Source organism: Nonomuraea solani, assembly GCF_900108335.1.
GTDB classification, from domain to species: Bacteria; Actinomycetota; Actinomycetes; order Streptosporangiales; family Streptosporangiaceae; genus Nonomuraea; species Nonomuraea solani.
In genome coordinates this window covers 819,650-838,050 of sequence record NZ_FNVT01000003.1, presented here as the reverse complement: position 1 = coordinate 838,050, position 18,401 = coordinate 819,650, and the positions used below count along the sequence as shown (strand labels likewise).

Here is an 18,401-nt window from a genome sequence, read left to right as displayed (position 1 = left end):
GGCAGCCATCAACCGCCTTGTGCTGTGGAACGTCGATCTGACGCTCGTCGACGTCGCCATCGTGACCCGAGACGCCTACGCCGAGGCGTTCCGCATCGTGACCGGGCGGCCGCTGGTCAAGCTCGTGCCTCCCTTGGGCCGCCCGGACTCCGAGATCGTCTTCGAGACGCTGGCCGTCAACGGCATCGTGTCCGAGGACGATCACCTGCCCCGATTCCTGTCGGCGCTCGCCCTGGCCTTCGCGGACCGGCGGGGGCGGCTGGCCAAGGAGGGGCGGATGATGGCCGGGGCCAAGGACGCGCTGAAGTCGGTGTCCCGGCTCGACGGTGTGGTGCAGACGGTGCTGACGGGCACCATCAAGAGCAACGCGGTGCACAAGCTGAAGGCGTTCGGGCTCGACAAGCACGTGGACTTCGAGCTGGGCGGCTATGGCGAGGAGGTCTATCCCAAGGCGACGCTGCTGCAGGTGGCGCAGTCGCGGGCCAAACAGCGGCTCGGGACGCCGTTCACGGTGGCCAACACGGTGGTGATCGGTGACTCGACGCGGGACGTCCAGGCCGCCAAGATCGGCGGGGCGGCGATGATCGGGATCGCCTCGGGGCGCTCGACGGCGGCCGAACTCCGCGAGGCGGGTGCCGACCTCGTGCTCCCTGACCTGTCCAACGCCTCTGAGGTGGTTGCGGCGGTCGCCGGCCTGACCACCCCAATGGACCGCAAGGCCGGCTGAGGCCCCTCGCCGGGCCGAACCCCGTTTCCCACCGCACTTCGGCTGAGGTCCTTCTGGGGGAGAGGGGCGGGCTTGAGCTCCACGGGGGCTGAGGTCCCTTTGGCGAGGGCGGTGGTCGTGGGTGTGACGTCCCCGACGGGCCGTCACGTCAGCCGCCTTCAGCGAAGGGACCTGTGCCGGAGTATGGCGGTCAGGTCCTTCGGGGGCGGGTGGGAGTGGCGGTCGGGGGTGTGACGTCCCTGATGGGCCGCCTCGGTCAGCCCCCTTCCGGTGAAGGGACCTGTGGGGGGTTAGTTGGGTTGGGGGAGGGACTGGAGGAAGCGGGCGGCGATGGGGGCGGCGACGGCTGAGCCGGCGCCGCCGCCTTCGACGATCACCGCGAACGCCACGTCCCCCCGATACCCGATGAACCAAGAATGCGCGGGCGGTTCCGTGCCCGAGCCGTACTCGGCCGTTCCGGTTTTGCCCGCCGTGCCGGAGGGGAAGCGGACCCCATGGGCGGTGCCGTCGGTGACGACGGCGGGCATGAGGGTGCGCAGCGCCTTGACCACGCCCTCCTCCAGCGGACGTGGATTGTCCGGTTGCGCGTCCGGGATCGCTTCCCCGGTGACGAGCCTGGGCGGGATCCAGGCGCCCGAGGCGATGGCGGCGGCGACCGAGGCCATGTTGAGCGGGCTCGCCAGCACCCGGCCCTGGCCGATCGAGGCGGAGGCCAGGTCGGTGTCGTCCTTGGGGTCGGGGAACTCGGCCCGTACGGCGGGTACCCCCGGCGTGATGGCGGTGCCGAAGCCGAAGCTCTTGGCGACCTCCCCCAGCCGGCCGCCGTTCAGTTCGGCCACGCTCATCTCCCCGAACGTGGTGTTGCACGAGTGCGCGAACGCGTCGCGGAACGACAGCGTGCCGAAGTCCTCGAAGCCGGCATTGTGGAACGGGAAGCCGCCGATGTTCTTCTCGGCCGGGCACGTGACCTGCCGATCCGGCCGTACGCCGTCCGCGACCAGCGCCGAGGCCGTGACGACCTTGAACGTCGAACCGGGCGGATACTTGCCGAGCAGCGCCCGGTTGAACCCGCCAGGCGCGTTGACGACGGCCAGGATCTCCCCGGTGGAGGCCCGCAGCGCCACCAGGGACGCCGGTTTGTCCACGCCCTTGAGCGCCCGGGCCCCCGCCTGGTGCACCTTCAGGTCGATCGTGGTCTGGATCGGCCGGTTCCCGCCCGGCTCCGCGACGGTTTCGACGACCCGGTCGCCCTCGTAGAGGTCGATCCGGGAGCGGCCGGGGGCCTTGAACCGGTCGGGGAAGGTCTGCCGCATGCCCTCGACCAGTTGCTGCACCGATCCGGGCGCCTCAGGCGTGTTGACCTGGGTGCCGTCGGCGGCCACGACCTTCACGGGGTCCGCCGTCCGGGCGACCACCCGCAGTGAGCGGCCCGCCTTGAGCAGGGGGTGCAGGGTGGTGGTCGTCCAGGCCACCTTCCAGGTACGGTCGCGTTCGACCAGCCGGAGCCGGCCGCCGTAGTCGAAGTCGCGCTGTCCCCGCAGCTTGGCGGAGAAGCCGATGTACCCTTCGGCGTCCGGCCCCGTGTCCGCGAACACCCCCGACGGGCTGGGCCGGTCGAAGGTGGCCTCGGCGACCTTGAGGTCGGCCAGGAAGCGCCGGTGCCGGCTCTCGAAGTCGGCGGGCGGGTCCGCGACCAGCGCCCGCATGCCCGCGTAGTCCTGCTCCGACCAGGCCAGGAGATACCGGTCGGCCGTCTCCTCCGCCGAGCCCTCCGTGCGCAGCGCCCAGATGACGCCGCCCGCCGCGACGACCGGGACCAGCAGCCCCGCCAGGATCCAGGGCCATCGTGTACGGCGACGGCGCGGCGGCCGTTCCGGCTGGAGAGAGGCGTAGGTTGTCCCCGTTTGTGGTGCCATGACGCAGAGGACACCAGAGGCGGCCTACAAGTGTCCAATACTGATATGGCAGCCGTCGGGATATAAATCTGGATATATTGGCTGGTCATGGACCTAGTCCGACATCTCCGCTACTTCGCCGTGGTGGCCGAGGAACTCCACTTCGGCAACGCGGCGATCCGGCTCGGCATGGCCCAGCCGCCCCTCAGCCAGCGCATCAAACGCCTGGAGGAGGAGCTCGGCGTCAAGCTGTTCGACCGCTCCGCCCGCCAGGTGAGGCTCACCGAGGCCGGCCGCCTCCTCCTGGGCGAGGCCCGCGAGATCGTTGCCAGGGTGGACCGGCTGCACGAGCTGGCCAGGCAGGGCGAGGGCACCGTGCTCAAGGTCGGCGTGCCGCCCGACCTGGCCGCCACCGTGCTCGCCGCCCTGGTCGCGGCCTTTCGCGAGAGCCACCCCGAGGTACGCCTCGCGCCCGCCGAGATCTGGACCGCCGACCAGGTGACCGCCCTGGCCGAGGGCACGATCGACGTGGGCCTGGTACGCCATCCGGTCACCGCCCCCGGCCTGCGCTACGGCCGGATCCTGGTGCAGCCGCAGGGCGTGCTGCTGGCCGAGGGGGACCCGCTCGCCGGCGTCGGCGAGGTGCACCTGGCCGACCTGGCCGGACGGGAGCTGCTCATGCCGCCCAAGGAGGGCGAGCCGGGCTGGCACGCGGAGACGCTGTCGGAGTGCCGGGGCCACGGCTTCGTCCCCGTACAGGTGCATCAGGGCGCGGGGCTGGGGCTGGTGCTGGCGGGGGCGGCGGTGGCGTTCGGGCCCAGGGCGGAGGTGCCGGGGCTGGCCTGGCGGCCGCTGCTAGGCTCGCCGATCACGAGCCGGGTCTCCACCGCCTGGCGCGTGGCGACGGCGCCTGTCGATGACTTCGCGGACGTGGCCGTACGGACGTTGAAGGAGAGCGCCGGGATGACGGACGAGGGCGCCGTGCCCGTGCGGCGGATCAGCCGCAGGCCGGGGATGCTGGCATGAACGCACCCGACTTCGAGCACCTGTTCCGGCTGGCCGGCGTCACCGGCCGGATCTACGCCGCCGACCTCGACACCGGGCATGACGTGGGCCTGGGCGCCGACGACCCGGTCCCCACGGCGTCGATCTTCAAGGTACCGCTGCTGGTGGCGTTCTGCCGGCAGGCCGACGCCGGGCTGCTCGATCCCACCGAACGGGTCACCGTCACGGCCGATGATCGCGTGCCGGGGCCGACGGGCATCTCGATGATGCTCGACGACGTGACGATCTCGCTGCGCGACCTGGCGTACCTGATGATGGCGGTGAGCGACAACAGCTCGGCCGACAAGCTGCTGGCGCGGGTGGGGTTCGACGCGGTCGACGCGATGCTGAAGTCGTTCGGGCTGGCGGAGACGCGCGTCACGCAGAGCGCGCGCGAGATGCACGAGAGCATGCGCGCCGACACCGGGCACGGGTGGCCTTATGTGGATCCGGCGGACATAGCCCGGCTGACCGCGCTGGACCCGGCGATCGCCAACCGCAGCACCCCGCGCGAGACGGCCAGGCTGTTCGGGCTGATCTGGCGCGACGAGGCGGCCTCCAGCGAGTCGTGCGCCTGGATGCGGGCCGTGCTCAACGCCCAGGTGTGGCCGCACCGGCTGGCCTCCGGTTTCCCGTACGACGACGTGGCCGTCAGCGGCAAGACCGGCACGATCCCCACGCTCCGCTGCGAGGCGGGCGTCGTCGAATACCCTGACGGTGCCCGGTACGCCGTGTCCGTCTTCACCCACTCCTTCGGCACCGCCCTCAACCAGCCGCGCGCCGACGCGGTGATCGGTACGGCCGCGCGTATGGCGGTGGACCACCTACGGAGATAGCAAGTTATGGGGAAAGCCGGGTATGACTTTCCGCCAGACGGGCGACAGGATGGGACATATGGTTGCTGAGGGCGAGCTTCTCTGGGAGCCGGGCGAAGACGTCGTGGAGTCGGCCAGGCTGACCCACTACCTGCGGTGGCTGGGCCGATCCGGAGACTACGAGGACGCGTGGCGGTGGTCCGTCGACCGGCCCGCCAAGTTCTGGACCTCGATCTGGGACTACTTCGAGGTGATCGGCGACCGGGGCGACGGGCCCGTGCTCTCCGGGACGATGCCCGGGGCCACCTGGTTCGCCGGCGGCTCGCTCAACTACGCCGAGAACGCGCTGCGCCGTACCGAGGGCACCGCCCTGGTGTTCGTCTCCGAGGACGGCGGCCGGCAGGAGCTGAGCTGTGCCGAGCTGCGCGAGGAGGTCGCCCGCGTCCGCGCCGGGCTGGCCCGCCTCGGCGTGGGGCGCGGCGACCGGGTGGCCGCCTACCTGCCGAACATCCCGCAGGCCGTGATCGCGTGCCTGGCCACCGCGTCGCTGGGCGCGATCTGGTCGGCCGGCTCGCCCGACTTCGGGGTGCCGAGCATCGTCGACCGGTTCAAGCAGATCGAGCCCAAGGTGCTCATCGCCGTCGACGGCTACCACTACAACGGCAAGAGCTACGACCGCTCGGCCGCGGTCAACGAGATCGCCGCCGAGCTGCCGTCGTTGCGGGCGACCGTGTGGATCCCGTACCTGGCGGCGGCCGAGGAGGGCCGGGCGCCGCAGCTCGCCGAGCCGGCGCCCGCGCACACCGAGCAGTTGCCGCACGGTGAGGTGATCGGCTGGGAGGGGCTGCGGGCCGAGGAGGGGCCGCTGGAGTTCGAGCGCGTGCCCTTCGACCATCCGCTGTGGATCCTCTACTCCAGCGGCACGACCGGGCTGCCCAAGCCGATCGTGCACGGGCACGGCGGCGTGGTGCTCGAACACCTGAAGTCGCTCGCCTTCCACCAGGACCTGGGCGAGGGCGAGGTGTTCTTCTGGTACACCACCACGGGCTGGATGATGTGGAACTACCTCATCGGCGCCCTCCTGGTCGGGGCCACGCCCGTCCTGTACGACGGCTCGGCCACCTACCCCTCGCCCGCCGCGCTGTGGCGGATCGCCGCCTCGGAGGAGGTGACCTACTTCGGGGTCGGGGCTCCTTACCTCATGGCCTCGCAGAAGGCCGGTCTCCGTCCCGAGGGTCTCGACCGGCTGCGCGGGGTCGGCTCGACCGGCTCGCCGCTGCCGCCCGAAGGGTTCGCCTGGGTGGCGGCCGAGCTGCCCGGGATCCCGCTCGGGTCCTTCTCCGGCGGCACCGACGTGTGCACCGGGTTCGTCGGGGCCACCATGCTCCATCCGATCAGGGCCGGGATCATTCCGTGCCGGTCGCTGGGGGCGAACGTGGAGTCGTACGATCCCGACGGGCGGCCGGTCGTCGGCGAGGTGGGTGAGCTGGTGCTGACCCAGCCGATGCCGTCGATGCCGGTGATGTTCTGGAACGACCCCGGCGGCGAGCGCTACGCCGAGAGCTACTTCGACGTCTATCCCGGCGTCTGGCGGCACGGCGACTGGATCAAGATCAACGAAGACGGTGGCTGCGTCATCTACGGCCGCTCCGACTCGACGCTCAACCGGGGCGGCGTCCGGATGGGCACCAGCGAGTTCTACCGGGTCGTGGAGCGCTTCGAGGAGATCGCCGACAGCCTCGTGATCGACACCGGGCAGCTCGGCCAGGAGGGCCGCCTGCTGCTGTACGTCACGCTCACCGAGGGCGCCGACCTGGCCGAGCCGCTGGAGCGCGCGATCTGTGACGCCCTGCGCAAAGAGTTGTCCCCGAGGCACGTGCCCAACGAGATCCGCGTCGTCCCCGGCATCCCCCGGACACTGTCCGGCAAGAAGCTGGAGGTCCCGGTGCGCAAGATCCTGCTCGGCACCCCCGTCGAGCAGGCCGCCAACCCCGACGCCATGGCCAACCCGGAGGTCCTGCGCCACTTCACGCCCTGACGGCGGCTCACATCGTCAGCACGATCTTGCCGCGCGTGTCGCCGGCCTCGGCGCGGAGGTGGATCGTGGCCAGTTCGGACACCGGGTGCGTCTCGGCGACCTCGACGGTCAGCTCGCCCTTGTCGATCAGCGCGGCGATCAGGGCGAGCTGTTCGGGGTCGTTGCGGGTGATGAAGTGGGTTCCGCCCTCGATCGGCGTGGCGACGGTGACCACCGTGCGCGCGAGCCCGGCCAGGGCGGCGGCGTCCTCTTCGGTGACCGCGGCCAGGTTGAGCAGCACGTCCATGTCACCGGGCAGCGGGCCGGCCGTGTAGTCGACCACCTCGTCCGCGCCCAGCCCGGCCACGGCCGCCGCGCTGCGCGGGCTCGCCGTGGCCGTCACGATGGCGCCGGCGTGTTTGGCGAGCTGTACGGCGAACAGGCCGATGCCGCCGCCCGCGCCGTTGATGAGCACCCGCTGCCCGGGGGTGATGCGGGCGTGCTCGAAGACCGCCTGCCAGGCGGTGAGCCCGGCCACCGGGATGGCGGCGGCGTGGGCCAGGGGGATGCTCTCCGGCGCCCGGGCCAGCAGGCTCGCCGGGGCCGCCACGTAGTCGGCCGCGGCGCCCTCCACCTGGCCGAACACGCGGTCGCCCACATTGAGGCCGGTGTCGCCCGCGTCGGCCACCGTGCCCGCGACGTCCCAGCCGAGCGTGTACGGCAGGCTCACGCCGAGCAGTTCGTGCAGGTATCCCCGGCGCAGGCCGATCTCCGCCGGGTTGAAGGACATGGCCGCCACCTCGATCAGGGCCGCTCCTGGGCCGGGGGCGGGAACGGGGACGTGTTCGTGCCGGATCACCGAGGTGTCGCCGTACTCGTGGATCCTGGCCGCTCTCATGGTTCGCATGGGGAAACCCTAGAAGAGCCAGAGAAGACGGCCAATGCGTGAGAACCGCGTCTTTCATACGTGCCCGTCTCGTGGCCTAGACTGTCGGCGTGGATGTGCTCAGTGACGTGATCGCGCTCATGCGCACCGGCCGCCCCCGCTCCGCCCGCGTCGAGTGGCGCGCCCCCTGGGGGCAGCGGTTCCCCTCGGTGCCCGGTTCCGCCGGGTTTCAGGTCGTGCTGCGGGGCTCGGGCTGGCTCATCGCGCCGGACGGCGACCCGGTCCCCTTGTCGGCAGGTGACGTGCTGTTCTTCCCTCGAGGGCACGGCTACGCGATCGCGGACTCCCCGTCCACGCCGATCGAGGAGCCGCAGTGCGATCTGGACGGGCTCGACCTGTTCGACTCCGCCTCGATCGACGGGCCCGGCGCGGCCACGGTGCTGCTCTGCGGCGGCTACCGGATCGACGAGAGCCGCGTCCATCCGATCCTGCGCGACCTGCCCGACCTGATCCATCTGCCGGCCGAGCTGGGCCGGCACACCGAGCTGCGGGCCGCGGTCGAGCTGCTGGGCGCCGAGGTGCACCGGCCGCGCCTGGGCGCCGACACGGTCGTGTCGTCGCTGCTCGACCTGCTGCTGCTCTACATTCTGCGGGCCTGGTTCACCGCCGAGCCCGATCGCTGCCAGGTCGGCGGCTGGGCCGCGGCGCTGGCCGATCCGCAGATCAGCGCCGTGCTCGACGCCGTGCACCGCGATCCGGCGCGGCCGTGGACGGTGCGGGAGATGGGGGAGCGGGCGGGGTTGTCGAGGGCCGCGTTCGCCCGGCGGTTCACGACTCTGGTGGGGCAGCCGCCGCTGGCGTACCTGACCTGGTGGCGGCTGGCCACCGCGGCCCGGCTGCTGCGGGAGTCGGACGATGCGCTCAACGCGATCGCCGCCCGGGTCGGCTACACCTCGGAGTTCTCCTTCGCCAACGCCTTCAAGCGCGAACACGGCGTGGCGCCCGGCCGCTTCCGCCGCGAGGTCTGCCCTTTTCCCGCGAGCGAAGTGCTTAAAACGTAACAATTCCCGCACGAGATGAGCCCGTGACGACACTGTGAAAACAGGCCATTGACGCGCGGCCGTCGGCTGATCTACCGTCCTCCCACCGCTTAAAACGATTTTGCCGGGAGTGCGGCACATGGATCAGACTCCCGTATTGTCCCTCTCACAGGTCAGCAAGGCGTTCGGCGCCGTACGGGCCGTACGCGAGGTCTCTCTGGACCTTCATCCCGGCGAGGTGCACGCGCTCGCCGGGGAGAACGGCGCGGGCAAATCCACGCTCGTGAAGATCCTCTCAGGCGTGCACCGGCCCGACTCCGGCAGCGTCCTGCTGGACGGCGAGCCGGTCGAGTTCGCCGGCCCCGCCGACGCCCAGCGGGCCGGGGTCGCGGTGATCTACCAGGAGCCGACCCTGTTCCCCGACCTGTCGGTCATGGAGAACATCTTCATGGGCCGCCAGCCCCGCTCCCGCTTCGGCATCGATCGGCGCGCCATGCGCGCGGGCGCCGCCGAGCTGTTCGAAAGGCTCGGCGTGCGGCTCGACCCCGGCCGGCCCGCCCGCGGCCTGTCGATCGCCGACCAGCAGCTCGTGGAGATCGCCAAGGCGCTGTCACGGCAGGCCCGGGTGCTCATCATGGACGAACCCACCGCCGCGCTGTCCGGCAAGGAGGTGGCCCGGCTGTTCGGCGTGGCCAAGGCGCTGCGGGAGCAGGGGTGCGCGCTGCTGTTCGTCTCGCACCGGCTGGAGGAGATGTTCGAGCTGTGCCGGCGGGTCACGACCCTGCGCGACGGCACGTTCGTGGCCACCGACCTGATCGACGACATCACCCCCGACGACCTCGTACGCCGCATGGTCGGCAGAGAGCTGGAGGCCCTGTTCCCCAAACAGGAGACCGACACCGGCGAGGTGGCGCTGCGGGTCAGCCGCCTCACCCGCGAAGGAGTCTTCACCGACGTGTCCTTCGAGGTGCGGCGCGGCGAGATCGTCGCGCTGGCAGGGCTGGTCGGGGCCGGGCGCAGCGAGGTGGCCAGGGCCGTGTTCGGCATCGACCGCTGGGACGCGGGCAGCGTCCAGGTGGACGGCAGGCGGCTGCGGCGGGCCAGCCCCACGGCGGCGATGGCGGCCGGGCTGGCCCTGGTCCCCGAGGACCGGCGGCAGCAGGGCCTGGTCATGGACCTGTCGATCGAGCGCAACATCGGGCTCGCCGGGCTGGCCGACGTCCGCAAGGGGCCGCTCATCTCCCGGCCGGCCGAGCGGGAGCGGGCCAAGGACTGGGCGGTGCGGCTGCGGCTCAAGTTCGCCAAGCTGACCGACCCGGTGAACGTGCTGTCCGGCGGCAACCAGCAGAAGGTCGTGCTGGCCAAGTGGCTGGCGCGCAGGCCGTCGGTGCTCATCGTGGACGAGCCGACCCGGGGGATCGACGTGGGGACCAAGGCCGAGGTGCACCGGCTGCTGTCGGAGCTGGCCGGGAACGGGGTGGCGGTGCTGATGATCTCCTCCGAGCTGCCCGAGGTGCTGGGCATGGCCGACCGGGTGCTGGTCATGCACGAAGGGCGGCTGGCCGCCGAGTTCGCCCGCGCGGACGCGACCGAGGAGAGCGTGATGGCCGCCGCCACCGGAAGGAGCACCGCGTGACCACGACGGCCGCCAGGCCCGAGGAGGGGGTGCGGCGCAACGGCGGGCGGCGGCTCGTGGACCGCGTCGCCCGCGTGCGCGAGCTGGGCATCGTGGTCGCGCTCGGCGTGCTGTTCGGCGTCACGGGCGCGGTCAACCCGAGCTTCCTCACCTACGACAGCCTGCGCGACATCCTGCTGAACTCCGCCATCGTGGCCCTGCTCGCCGTCGGCCAGACCCTCGTCGTCATCACCAGGAACGTGGACCTGTCGGTCAGCTCCGTGGTGGGCCTGTCGGCGTTCGGGAGCGCGCTGATCCTGGCCGACTACCCGGGGGTGCCGATCCCGGTCGTGATCGCCGGCTGCGTGGCGCTGGGCGCGCTCTGCGGGGCGATCAACGGCCTGCTCGTCGGCGCGGCCAAGGTGCCCGCGCTGGTCGCCACCCTGGGCACCCTGTACGCCTTCCGCGGCATCGACTACGCCTGGGCCGGCGGCCGCCAGGTGAACGCGGCCGACATGCCCGACGACTTCCTGGCCCTGGGCGCCCGCTCCGTGCTCGGCGTGCCGCTGCTCGCGCTCGTCGCCCTGGCCGTCCTGCTGGTCGTCGGCTGGATGCTGCGCAACCTGCGCTCGGGCCGCGAGCTGTACGCCATCGGCTCCAACCCCGAGGCCGCGGTCCTGGCCGGGATCGGCGTCCGGCGCCGGATCGTGGCCGCGTTCGTCGCCAGCGGGGCGCTGGCCGGGCTGGCCGGCGTCATGTGGGCGGCCAGGTTCGGCACCGTGGACGCGACCGTGGCGACGGGCAAGGAGCTCGACGTGATCGCGGCCGTCGTGGTGGGCGGCGTGGCCATCTTCGGCGGCAGCGGCACCGTCTACGGGGCCGCGCTCGGGGCGCTGCTGCTCACCGGGATCACCAGCGCGCTGGCCGTGCTCCGGGTGGACGCGCTCGCGCAGACGGCGATCAACGGCGCGCTGCTGATCGCCGCCATCGTTCTCGACCGGGTGCTCGCGCTGCGGGTGGCCGCCGCGCTGCGCCGCAGGAGGTTCCACGATGCGCATTGACCTGGTCCGCCGGTGGGAGGGACTGATCCTGGTCCTGCTCGCCGCCGTTGTCATGTGGGCCTCGCTCGGCGTGGACGGCTTCGCCAACGGCTCCAACGTCTCGTTCCTGCTGCTCGACACCACCGAGATCGCCCTGATGGCGCTGACCATGACGCTGGTCATCGTGGCCGCCGAGATCGACCTGTCGGTGGCCTCCACGCTGGGCCTGTCCTGCGCGGTGCTCGGCTGGCTGTGGAACGCCGGGCTCTCCATCGAGCTGATCATGCCGATCTGCCTGCTGGTCGGGGCGGCCTGCGGCGCGTTCAACGGCCTGCTCGTGACCCGGCTAGGCCTGCCCTCGCTGGCGGTCACGATCGGCACGTACGCGCTGTTCCGCGGCCTGGCGTACGTGATGCTCGGAGACCAGGCGGTGGCCGACCTGCCGCCCGCCTACACGAGCCTGGCCACCGCCTCGATCGGCCCGGTTCCGCTGGCCACCGTGCTGGTCGCGGTGCTGGCGGCGATCGCGGCCGTGGTGCTGCACGCCACCGGGCTCGGCCGCTCGATCTTCGCGCTCGGCTCGAACGAGGAGGCCGCCTACTTCGCCGGCGTGCGGGTCAAGCGGATCAAGTTCTGGCTGTTCGTGGCCTCCGGCGTGATGGCCGCGCTGGCCTCCCTCGTCTACACCTTCCGCTACGCCAGCGCCCGCGCCGACAACGGCACCGGGCTGGAGCTGGCCGTGGTGGCCGCCGTGCTGCTCGGCGGGGTGTCGATCTTCGGCGGGCGCGGCACGCTGCCCGGGGTCCTGATGGCGGTGCTGCTGCTCGGCGTCGTACGCAACGCGCTGATCCTGGCCGACGTGGCCAACGAGGTCCTGAACTTCGTGACGGGCCTGCTGCTCGTCGCATCCGTGCTGGCGCCGAATCTCGGGGCGGTCTGGCGGCGGCGCACATCACCCCAATTGGAAGGGAAGTCCGCATAATGAGTACGCGTATCCCTTGGCGGCGAACGGCGCTCCTGGCCGGGCTCGCCCTGCTCACAGCGGCCTGCGGCGGCACCACGAAGAGCGACGTCGCCCAGCAGTCGTCCGCCCCGGCCACCGCCGCCGCGTCGTCGGCCGCGGCCAACCCGAACGCCCCGCTCAAGCAGGGACTCAAGATCGCGTTCCTGCCGAAGGCGGTCAACAACCCGTACTTCACGATCGCCGACGGCGGTGGCATCGCGGCCGCCAAGGAGTTCGGCGGCGAGGGCAAGGAGGTCGGGCCGTCCGACGCGAGCGCGTCCTCGCAGGTGTCCTACATCAACACGCTGACGCAGCAGAAGCAGGACGCCATCGTCATCTCCGCCAACGACCCCAACGCCGTGGTGCCCGCGCTCAAGCAGGCGATGGCCGCCGGGATCAAGGTCGTCAGCTACGACTCCGACACCGCCGCCGACGGCCGCCACATCTTCGTCAACCAGGCCAGCGCCGAGGACCTGGGCCGGACGGAGGTGCAGCTCCTGGCCGAGCAGATCGGCAACAAGGGCAAGATCGCGGTCCTGTCCGCCACGCCGAACGCGACCAACCAGAACACCTGGATCGACTTCATGAAGGACGAGCTCAAGAAGCCCGAGTACAAGGACATCGAGCTGGTCAAGGTCGCCTACGGCAACGACGACGACCAGAAGTCGTTCACGGAGACCCAGGGCCTTCTCCGCTCATATCCCGATTTGGCGGGCATCATCTCGCCCACCACCGTCGGCATCGCCGCCGCGGCCCGCTACCTGTCCGACTCGCCGTCCAAGGGCAAGGTCAAGCTGACCGGGCTCGGCACCCCCAACCAGCTCCGCAAGTTCGTCAAGGACGGCACCATCGAGGCGTTCGAACTGTGGAACCCGGCCGACCTCGGCTACCTGGCCTCGTACGCGGCCGCCGCGCTGGCCTCCGGGCAGATCACCGGGGCCGAGGGGGAGAAGTTCAAGGCCGGCAAGCTCGGCGACTACACCGTCGGGGCCAAGGGCGAGGTGCTGCTCGGCAAGCCGACCGTCTTCAACAAGGAGAACATCGACGACTTCGACTTCTGACGGCTTTCCGATGGGCCTGGTCACGCCCTGCCACGGGGCACGACCAGGCCCGTCTCGTACGCCGTGACGACGGCCTGGGTCCTGTCCCGCAGGCCGAGCTTGTTGAGCATCCGGCTCACGTGGGTCTTGACCGTCTCCTCCGTGACCACCAGCCGGGCCGCGATCTCGGGGTTGGACAGGCCCTCGGCGACGAGCCGCAGCACCTGGGTCTCGCGCGGGGTGAGCGCGGAGAGCGCCACCTCGGGACCTCGGGGGCCGAGGCGGGCGAACTCGCCGATGAGGCGGCGGGTGACGGCCGGGGCCAGCAGCGCCTCCCCGGCGGCGATCACGCGTACCGCGTCGAAGAGGCGCTCGGCGGTGACGTCCTTGAGCAGGAAGCCGCTGGCGCCGGCGCGCAGGGCGTCGTAGACGTACTCGTCGAGGTCGAACGTGGTCAGGATCAGCACCCGCGGCCCCTCGGGGCCGGCCAGGAGCCGGGTGGCCTCGATGCCGTTCATGCCCGGCATGCGCACGTCCATGAGCACGACGTCGGGGGACAACTCGCGGCACAGCCGCACTGCCTCGGCTCCGTCGGCGGCGGCGCCGGCCACCTCGAAGTCCGGCTGCGTGTCGAGCAGCTCGGCGAACCCCGTCCGCACGACCAGGTGGTCGTCGGCGATGAGCACCCTGATCGTGCTCATTCAGGGTCCTGCTCGCTCAGCGGCAGGCGGGCCTCCACCAGGAACCCGCCGCCGGGCGCGGACCCCGTCCGCAGCTCCCCGCCGACCGCCGCGGCCCGCTCTCGCATCCCGGTCAGCCCGAGCCCAGAGGATTCCGTGTCGTCAGAGGGCTCGGACGGGCCGGGGCCGTTGTCGCGGACGGTCAGGAGCAGAATGTCGCCGGTGTAGTCGAGCTCCACGTCCACCGCCGCCCCGGGCGCGTGCCGCCGGGTGTTGGTGAGCGCCTCCTGAACGATCCGGTATGCCGCCAGCGCCACCCCAGGATCCAGCTCCACCGGCGCACCGCGCAGGATCAGCCGCGTGCCGCTGCCCGACGCCTCACGCGACTCGTCCAGCAGCTCGTTGAGCTCGTCGAGGCTCAGCCCGGGCTGCGGCCGCCAGTCCGGCTGCTCCTCGGTGTCCTCGCGCAGCACGCCCAGCAGCCGCCGCATCTCGGTCAGCGCCGCCCTGGCGGTGTCACCGATCGCCGATAGCCGCTCGGCCCCCGCCTCCGGCATGCCGGGCACGGCCAGCCGGGCCGCCTCCGCCTGCACGGCGACCATTGAGATGTGATGGGCGACGACGTCGTGCAGCTCGCGGGCGATGCGGGCGCGCTCGCCCCGTGCCGTGTGCTCCAGCAGGCTGTCGGCGACCACCTGCCGGGCCGCCGTGCCGGCCATGGCCTCGCCGCGGGCGCGGCGGGCGATCCCGGCCAGCGCCGCCGCAGGGAGCAGGCAGGCCAGCAGCAGGGAGGACAGCCGTAAGGGACTGTCAGGCCCACCGGCCGTCGCGAACCCCATGGCCAGCAGCGGGAACGGCACGGTGACGAGCACGGCCGGCACCGGCGACCCGTGGCGGCCGTGCCGGTAGCCCGCGACGAGCTGCGCCACCAGCCCGGCGATGGTCACCATGTGGAAGGCCGTGATCGACAGCACGCTCATCCCGGAGACCAGGAGCGCGGTCGCGGCCGGCTGGTGCCAGAGCAGGGCGATCGGCAGCGTGGTGGCCAGCGCCAGCAGGGGCAGGATCATGACGAAACGCGAGGGGTCGACCTGAGGAACCGGGCTGTTAAGAGGCCCGTTCACGGGGGCGGGCTCCGTGTCGCCGAGCAGGATGGGGGCCCCGGCCTGGGCGAGCGCCTCGGCCACCCCCAGCAGCGCCAGCACGACGCCGATCGCGATCAGCACCCATGGCGTCGCACCCGTCTTCAGGCCCAGCCGACCGTACACTCGCTCCACGACGACCATTGTTCCCGCCCCGCACCAGTGCGGCGTCCCTCACACGAGTGACGGCGAGGATCACTCCCTGGCGTGACGACCGCTCCGGGGGCCGCCGCCTAGTGTCCCTCGTCATGGAAGCGACCATCGAAGTCAGCGGTCTGCGCAAACGCTTCGGCCGGACGACGGCGCTGGACGGGATGACGTTCACCGTGCGGCCCGGCCAGGTGACCGGCTTCGTCGGGCCGAACGGCGCCGGCAAGTCCACCACGATGCGCGTGGTGCTCGGCCTGGACGCCCCCGACGAGGGGCACGCGCTGGTGGGCGGGAGGGCGTACCGGAGTCTGCGGCGCCCGCTGAGCCACGTCGGCGCGCTGCTCGACGCCGGCGCGCTGCAGCCGAGCCGCACCGGCCGCGACCACCTGCTGTGGCTGGCCCACTCCCAGGGCCTGGGAGCCCGGCGGGTGGACGAGGTGATCGAGCAGGCCGGGCTGACCACGGCGGCGCGGCGGCGGGCCGGCGGCTACTCGCTCGGCATGCGGCAGCGGCTCGGGATCGCGGCGGCGCTGCTCGGCGACCCGCCCATCCTCATGCTGGACGAGCCCGTCAACGGGCTCGACCCGGAGGGTGTCGTGTGGATCCGCGGGCTCCTGCGGGCGCTGGCCGCCGAGGGCCGCGCCGTGCTGGTCTCCAGCCACCTGATGAGCGAGCTGCAGGACAGCGCCGATCATCTCGTGGTGGCGGGCCGCGGGCGGGTCGTGGCGGACATCGGGGTGGCCGAGCTGATCGCCAGGGCGTCCCGCGACCGGGTGACGCTGCGCACCGCCGCGCGGGCGCGGGCCATGGCGGCGCTCGCCGGCGCCGGCGCCACCGTGGCGGCGGGCGACCGGGAGGCCCTCGTCGTCTCCGGGCTGCCCGCCGAGCGGATCGTGCGCCTGCTCGGAGCGTACGACGTGCCGTTCTCCGAGGTGAGCGGATATCGGGCGACGCTGGAGGAGGCGTACCTGGATCTGACCAGGGACGCCGTCGAGTTCCGGGGTGCTGCGCGATGACCTCGGACTTCCGTCATCTGCTGCGCGCGGAGTGGACCAAGCTCAGGACGGTACGCGGCTGGATGGCCGGTCTGGCCGCGGCCGCGCTGCTCATCGTGGGGATCGGCGTGCTCTTCGCGACCGGTTCGCACTCCTCGTGCAGCAATGGGCCGGTCGAGGTGCCCTGCCTCGTGCCGCCGCTCGGCCCGGACGGCGAGGCGGTCCAGGACCGCTTCTATTTCGTGCACCAGCCGCTGGACGGCGACGGGACGATCACCGCCCGCGTGCGCTCCATGACCGGCCAGATCCGCCTGCCCGACGCCACCCCCGGCGTCCGGAACGTCGTCTCCGGCGTCGTGCCCTGGGCCAAGGCGGGCGTCATGATCAAGCGGAGCACCGAGCCGGGATCCGCGTACGCGGCGGTGATGGTCACCGGCGCCCACGGCGTACGGATGCAGCACGACTTCACCGAGGACGTCGCGGGCACCGCGGGCGGATCCCCGCGCTGGCTGCGGCTGACCCGCACCGGGGAGACGATCACCGGCGAGGAGTCCGCCGACGGCGAGCGGTGGATCAAGGTCGGCACGGCCCGCCTGCCCGGGCTCCCGGCCAGGGTGCGCGTCGGCCTGTTCGCGGCCTCCCCGGGAGACGTGCGGGTGACGCCGAACACCCTCGGCGGCTCCGCCGTGTCCTCCCGCTTCGCCGAGGTCACCGCGACCATGGACGAGGTCGGCGTGCGGGGCGCGGCGACCGGGGGCTCCTGGAGCCGCGACGACGTCGGCGCGGAGGTGGAGCCCGACGGGAGCGTGCACCACGGGGGCGGGCTCGTCAGGAACGGCGGCACCTTCGCCGTCACCGGCACCGGCGACATCGCCCCGAACACGACGGAGAGCACCATCGAGCGCTCGCTGGTCGGCTCCCTGATCGCGCTCATCGTGGTGATCGTGGTCGCGGCGCAGTTCGTGACCGCCGAATACCGGCGGGGGCTGATCCACACCACGCTGCTGGCCGCCCCGCGGCGCGGCCGGACGCTCGCGGCCAAGGCCGTGGTGGCGGGCGGCGCCACGTTCGTCTTCGGGCTGGCCGCCACCGCCGTCACGGTGCCGCTCGCGGGGCGGCTCCAGGGCGGTGGCGTGTTCACGCTGCCGGTGAGCGCGTGGACCGAGTGGCGCGTGATCGCCGGGGTCGCGGCGCTGCTGGCCGTGGCCGCCGTCTTCGCCCTCGCCCTGGGCACGCTCTTCCGGCGCGGCTCGACGGCCGTCATCGCGGCGATCGCCGGGCTCGTGGTCCCGTACGTGCTGGCGATCGCGTCCATCCTGCCCGACGAGGTCTCGCGGTGGCTGCTGCGGCTCACCCCGGCCGCCGGGTTCGCCATCCAGCAGAGCATCCCCGAGTACGAGCAGGTCACCGGCCACTACGCGCCGGCGTCCGGCTACTTCCCGCTGCCGCCGTGGGCCGGTTTCGCGGTGCTGTGCGCCTACGCCGGCCTGGCGCTCGGGGTGGCCGCGTACCGGATCGAGAGGAGGGACGCGTGAGGCGGGAAGCGCGCGCGGAGTGGACCAAGCTGCGCACCGTGCCCGGTCCCCGGTGGCTGGCGGCCGGGATCGTGGTGGTGACCGTGGCCGCGAGCGCCGTCGCGTGCGTGACCGCGGGCCCCGGCCGCGACGCGGCCCGGATCGGCCTCTTCGGCGTCCAGCTCGGCCAGGGGCTGGTCGCGCTGCTGGCCGTGACGGCGGTGTGCGGCGAGTACGGCACCGGGATGATCCGTACCAGCCTGGCCGCGATGCCGCGCCGGATCGTCACCCTGACGGCCAGGGCGGGCGTGCTGACCGGCCTGACGCTGGGCGCCGGCACCCTGGCCGTGCTCGGCTCACTGCTCGCGGGCCGGCTCCTGCTGCCGCACCTGCCGGCCGACGGCCCCACGCTGCGCGCCGCCGCCGGCTCCGTGCTCTACCTGGTGCTGATCGCCCTGCTCAGCCTGGGTGTCGCGACGGCCGTACGGGACTCGGCGGCGGCCACCGCGGCCGTGCTCGGCCTGCTCTACCTGTTCCCGGTCGCGATCCTCATGCTCAGGAACGAGGACCAGCAGCTCCTGCTGTGGCGGCTCTCGCCGGCGAACGCCGGGCTGGCCGTCCAGGCCACCACCGACGTGCTGCCCCTCGGTCCGTGGGCCGGGCTGGGCGTGACGGCCGCCTGGGCCGCCGCGGCGCTCCTGGGCGGCGGGCTGCTGGTGCGGCGGCGCGACGCCTGACCTGTATTTCGTCATTTAGGCGGATTTGCAGAATGGGGCTGGGTTTTGCTTGGCAAAACCT

16 protein-coding genes are annotated in these 18,401 nt (G+C 72.3%); 12 read left to right on the top strand and 4 right to left on the bottom strand.

Annotated features, from left to right (window positions below):
* Positions 1 to 19: 19 nt before the first annotated feature.
* Complete coding sequence (locus C4V41_RS14885) at positions 20 to 727, top strand: HAD family hydrolase (protein ID WP_235030122.1); 708 nt, start codon at positions 20 to 22, stop codon at positions 725 to 727.
* Between the two features lie 290 nt (positions 728 to 1,017).
* On the opposite strand, the gene C4V41_RS14880 is transcribed toward C4V41_RS14885, so the two are convergent.
* Positions 1,018 to 2,643, bottom strand: a complete 1,626-nt coding sequence (locus C4V41_RS14880; protein WP_103956393.1) for a penicillin-binding transpeptidase domain-containing protein — start codon at positions 2,641 to 2,643, stop codon at positions 1,018 to 1,020.
* Positions 2,644 to 2,730: 87 nt separating this feature from the next.
* Here C4V41_RS14880 and C4V41_RS14875 point away from each other — a divergent pair, with 87 nt between their 5' ends.
* From C4V41_RS14875 to C4V41_RS14865, 3 genes are read left to right on the top strand one after another with little or no spacing between them, the layout of a single operon-like run.
* Positions 2,731 to 3,648 (top strand): LysR family transcriptional regulator, encoded by a 918-nt coding sequence (locus C4V41_RS14875; RefSeq protein WP_103956392.1) that lies wholly within the window; start codon positions 2,731 to 2,733, stop codon positions 3,646 to 3,648.
* A complete protein-coding gene (locus tag C4V41_RS14870) occupies positions 3,645 to 4,502 on the top strand; it encodes a serine hydrolase (RefSeq protein ID WP_103956391.1) in 858 nt (285 codons plus the stop codon). Before C4V41_RS14875 ends, C4V41_RS14870 begins: the two co-directional genes overlap by 4 nt.
* A gap of 58 nt (positions 4,503 to 4,560) precedes the next feature.
* A complete protein-coding gene (locus C4V41_RS14865) occupies positions 4,561 to 6,519 on the top strand; it encodes an acetoacetate--CoA ligase (protein WP_103956390.1) in 1,959 nt (652 codons plus the stop codon).
* Between the two features lie 7 nt (positions 6,520 to 6,526).
* Here the strand turns inward: C4V41_RS14865 and C4V41_RS14860 are convergent, their stop codons facing one another.
* Entirely contained in the window at positions 6,527 to 7,405 is an 879-nt protein-coding gene (locus tag C4V41_RS14860; RefSeq protein WP_200823978.1) for an NADP-dependent oxidoreductase, read from the bottom strand.
* A gap of 89 nt (positions 7,406 to 7,494) precedes the next feature.
* Here C4V41_RS14860 and C4V41_RS14855 point away from each other — a divergent pair, with 89 nt between their 5' ends.
* The 5 genes from C4V41_RS14855 to rhaS all read left to right on the top strand — a co-directional run bounded on the left by C4V41_RS14855 (position 7,495) and on the right by rhaS (position 13,143).
* Positions 7,495 to 8,445 (top strand): AraC family transcriptional regulator, encoded by a 951-nt coding sequence (locus C4V41_RS14855; protein WP_103956389.1) that lies wholly within the window; start codon positions 7,495 to 7,497, stop codon positions 8,443 to 8,445.
* A 118-nt stretch (positions 8,446 to 8,563) separates the two neighbouring features.
* Positions 8,564 to 10,060, top strand: a complete 1,497-nt coding sequence (locus C4V41_RS14850) for a sugar ABC transporter ATP-binding protein (RefSeq protein WP_103956388.1) — start codon at positions 8,564 to 8,566, stop codon at positions 10,058 to 10,060.
* Positions 10,057 to 11,100, top strand: coding sequence for an ABC transporter permease (locus C4V41_RS14845; RefSeq protein ID WP_235030121.1), 1,044 nt, complete (start codon positions 10,057 to 10,059; stop codon positions 11,098 to 11,100). The genes C4V41_RS14850 and C4V41_RS14845 overlap by 4 nt, the downstream gene beginning before the upstream one ends.
* Positions 11,090 to 12,061: an ABC transporter permease gene (locus tag C4V41_RS14840; protein WP_103956387.1), complete on the top strand. Its 972-nt coding sequence runs from the start codon at positions 11,090 to 11,092 to the stop codon at positions 12,059 to 12,061. The genes C4V41_RS14845 and C4V41_RS14840 overlap by 11 nt, the downstream gene beginning before the upstream one ends.
* Positions 12,061 to 13,143, top strand: a complete 1,083-nt coding sequence (gene rhaS / locus C4V41_RS14835) for a rhamnose ABC transporter substrate-binding protein (RefSeq protein WP_103956386.1) — start codon at positions 12,061 to 12,063, stop codon at positions 13,141 to 13,143. The genes C4V41_RS14840 and rhaS overlap by 1 nt, the downstream gene beginning before the upstream one ends.
* A gap of 20 nt (positions 13,144 to 13,163) precedes the next feature.
* On the opposite strand, the gene C4V41_RS14830 is transcribed toward rhaS, so the two are convergent.
* Together C4V41_RS14830 and C4V41_RS14825 are read right to left on the bottom strand one after the other, a co-directional pair.
* Positions 13,164 to 13,823 (bottom strand): response regulator, encoded by a 660-nt coding sequence (locus C4V41_RS14830; RefSeq protein WP_103956385.1) that lies wholly within the window; start codon positions 13,821 to 13,823, stop codon positions 13,164 to 13,166.
* Positions 13,820 to 15,079, bottom strand: a complete 1,260-nt coding sequence (locus C4V41_RS14825; protein ID WP_200823977.1) for a sensor histidine kinase — start codon at positions 15,077 to 15,079, stop codon at positions 13,820 to 13,822. The genes C4V41_RS14830 and C4V41_RS14825 overlap by 4 nt, the downstream gene beginning before the upstream one ends.
* Positions 15,080 to 15,192: 113 nt before the next feature.
* Here C4V41_RS14825 and C4V41_RS14820 point away from each other — a divergent pair, with 113 nt between their 5' ends.
* The 3 genes from C4V41_RS14820 to C4V41_RS14810 are packed head-to-tail and all read left to right on the top strand — an operon-like array spanning position 15,193 to position 18,340.
* A complete protein-coding gene (locus tag C4V41_RS14820; RefSeq protein WP_103956384.1) occupies positions 15,193 to 16,110 on the top strand; it encodes an ATP-binding cassette domain-containing protein in 918 nt (305 codons plus the stop codon).
* Complete coding sequence (locus C4V41_RS14815) at positions 16,107 to 17,624, top strand: ABC transporter permease subunit (RefSeq protein WP_103956383.1); 1,518 nt, start codon at positions 16,107 to 16,109, stop codon at positions 17,622 to 17,624. The genes C4V41_RS14820 and C4V41_RS14815 overlap by 4 nt, the downstream gene beginning before the upstream one ends.
* The gene (locus tag C4V41_RS14810; RefSeq protein WP_103956382.1) at positions 17,621 to 18,340 is read left to right on the top strand and encodes an ABC transporter permease; all 720 of its coding nucleotides are present in this window, start codon (positions 17,621 to 17,623) and stop codon (positions 18,338 to 18,340) included. Before C4V41_RS14815 ends, C4V41_RS14810 begins: the two co-directional genes overlap by 4 nt.
* Positions 18,341 to 18,401 lie beyond the last annotated feature (61 nt).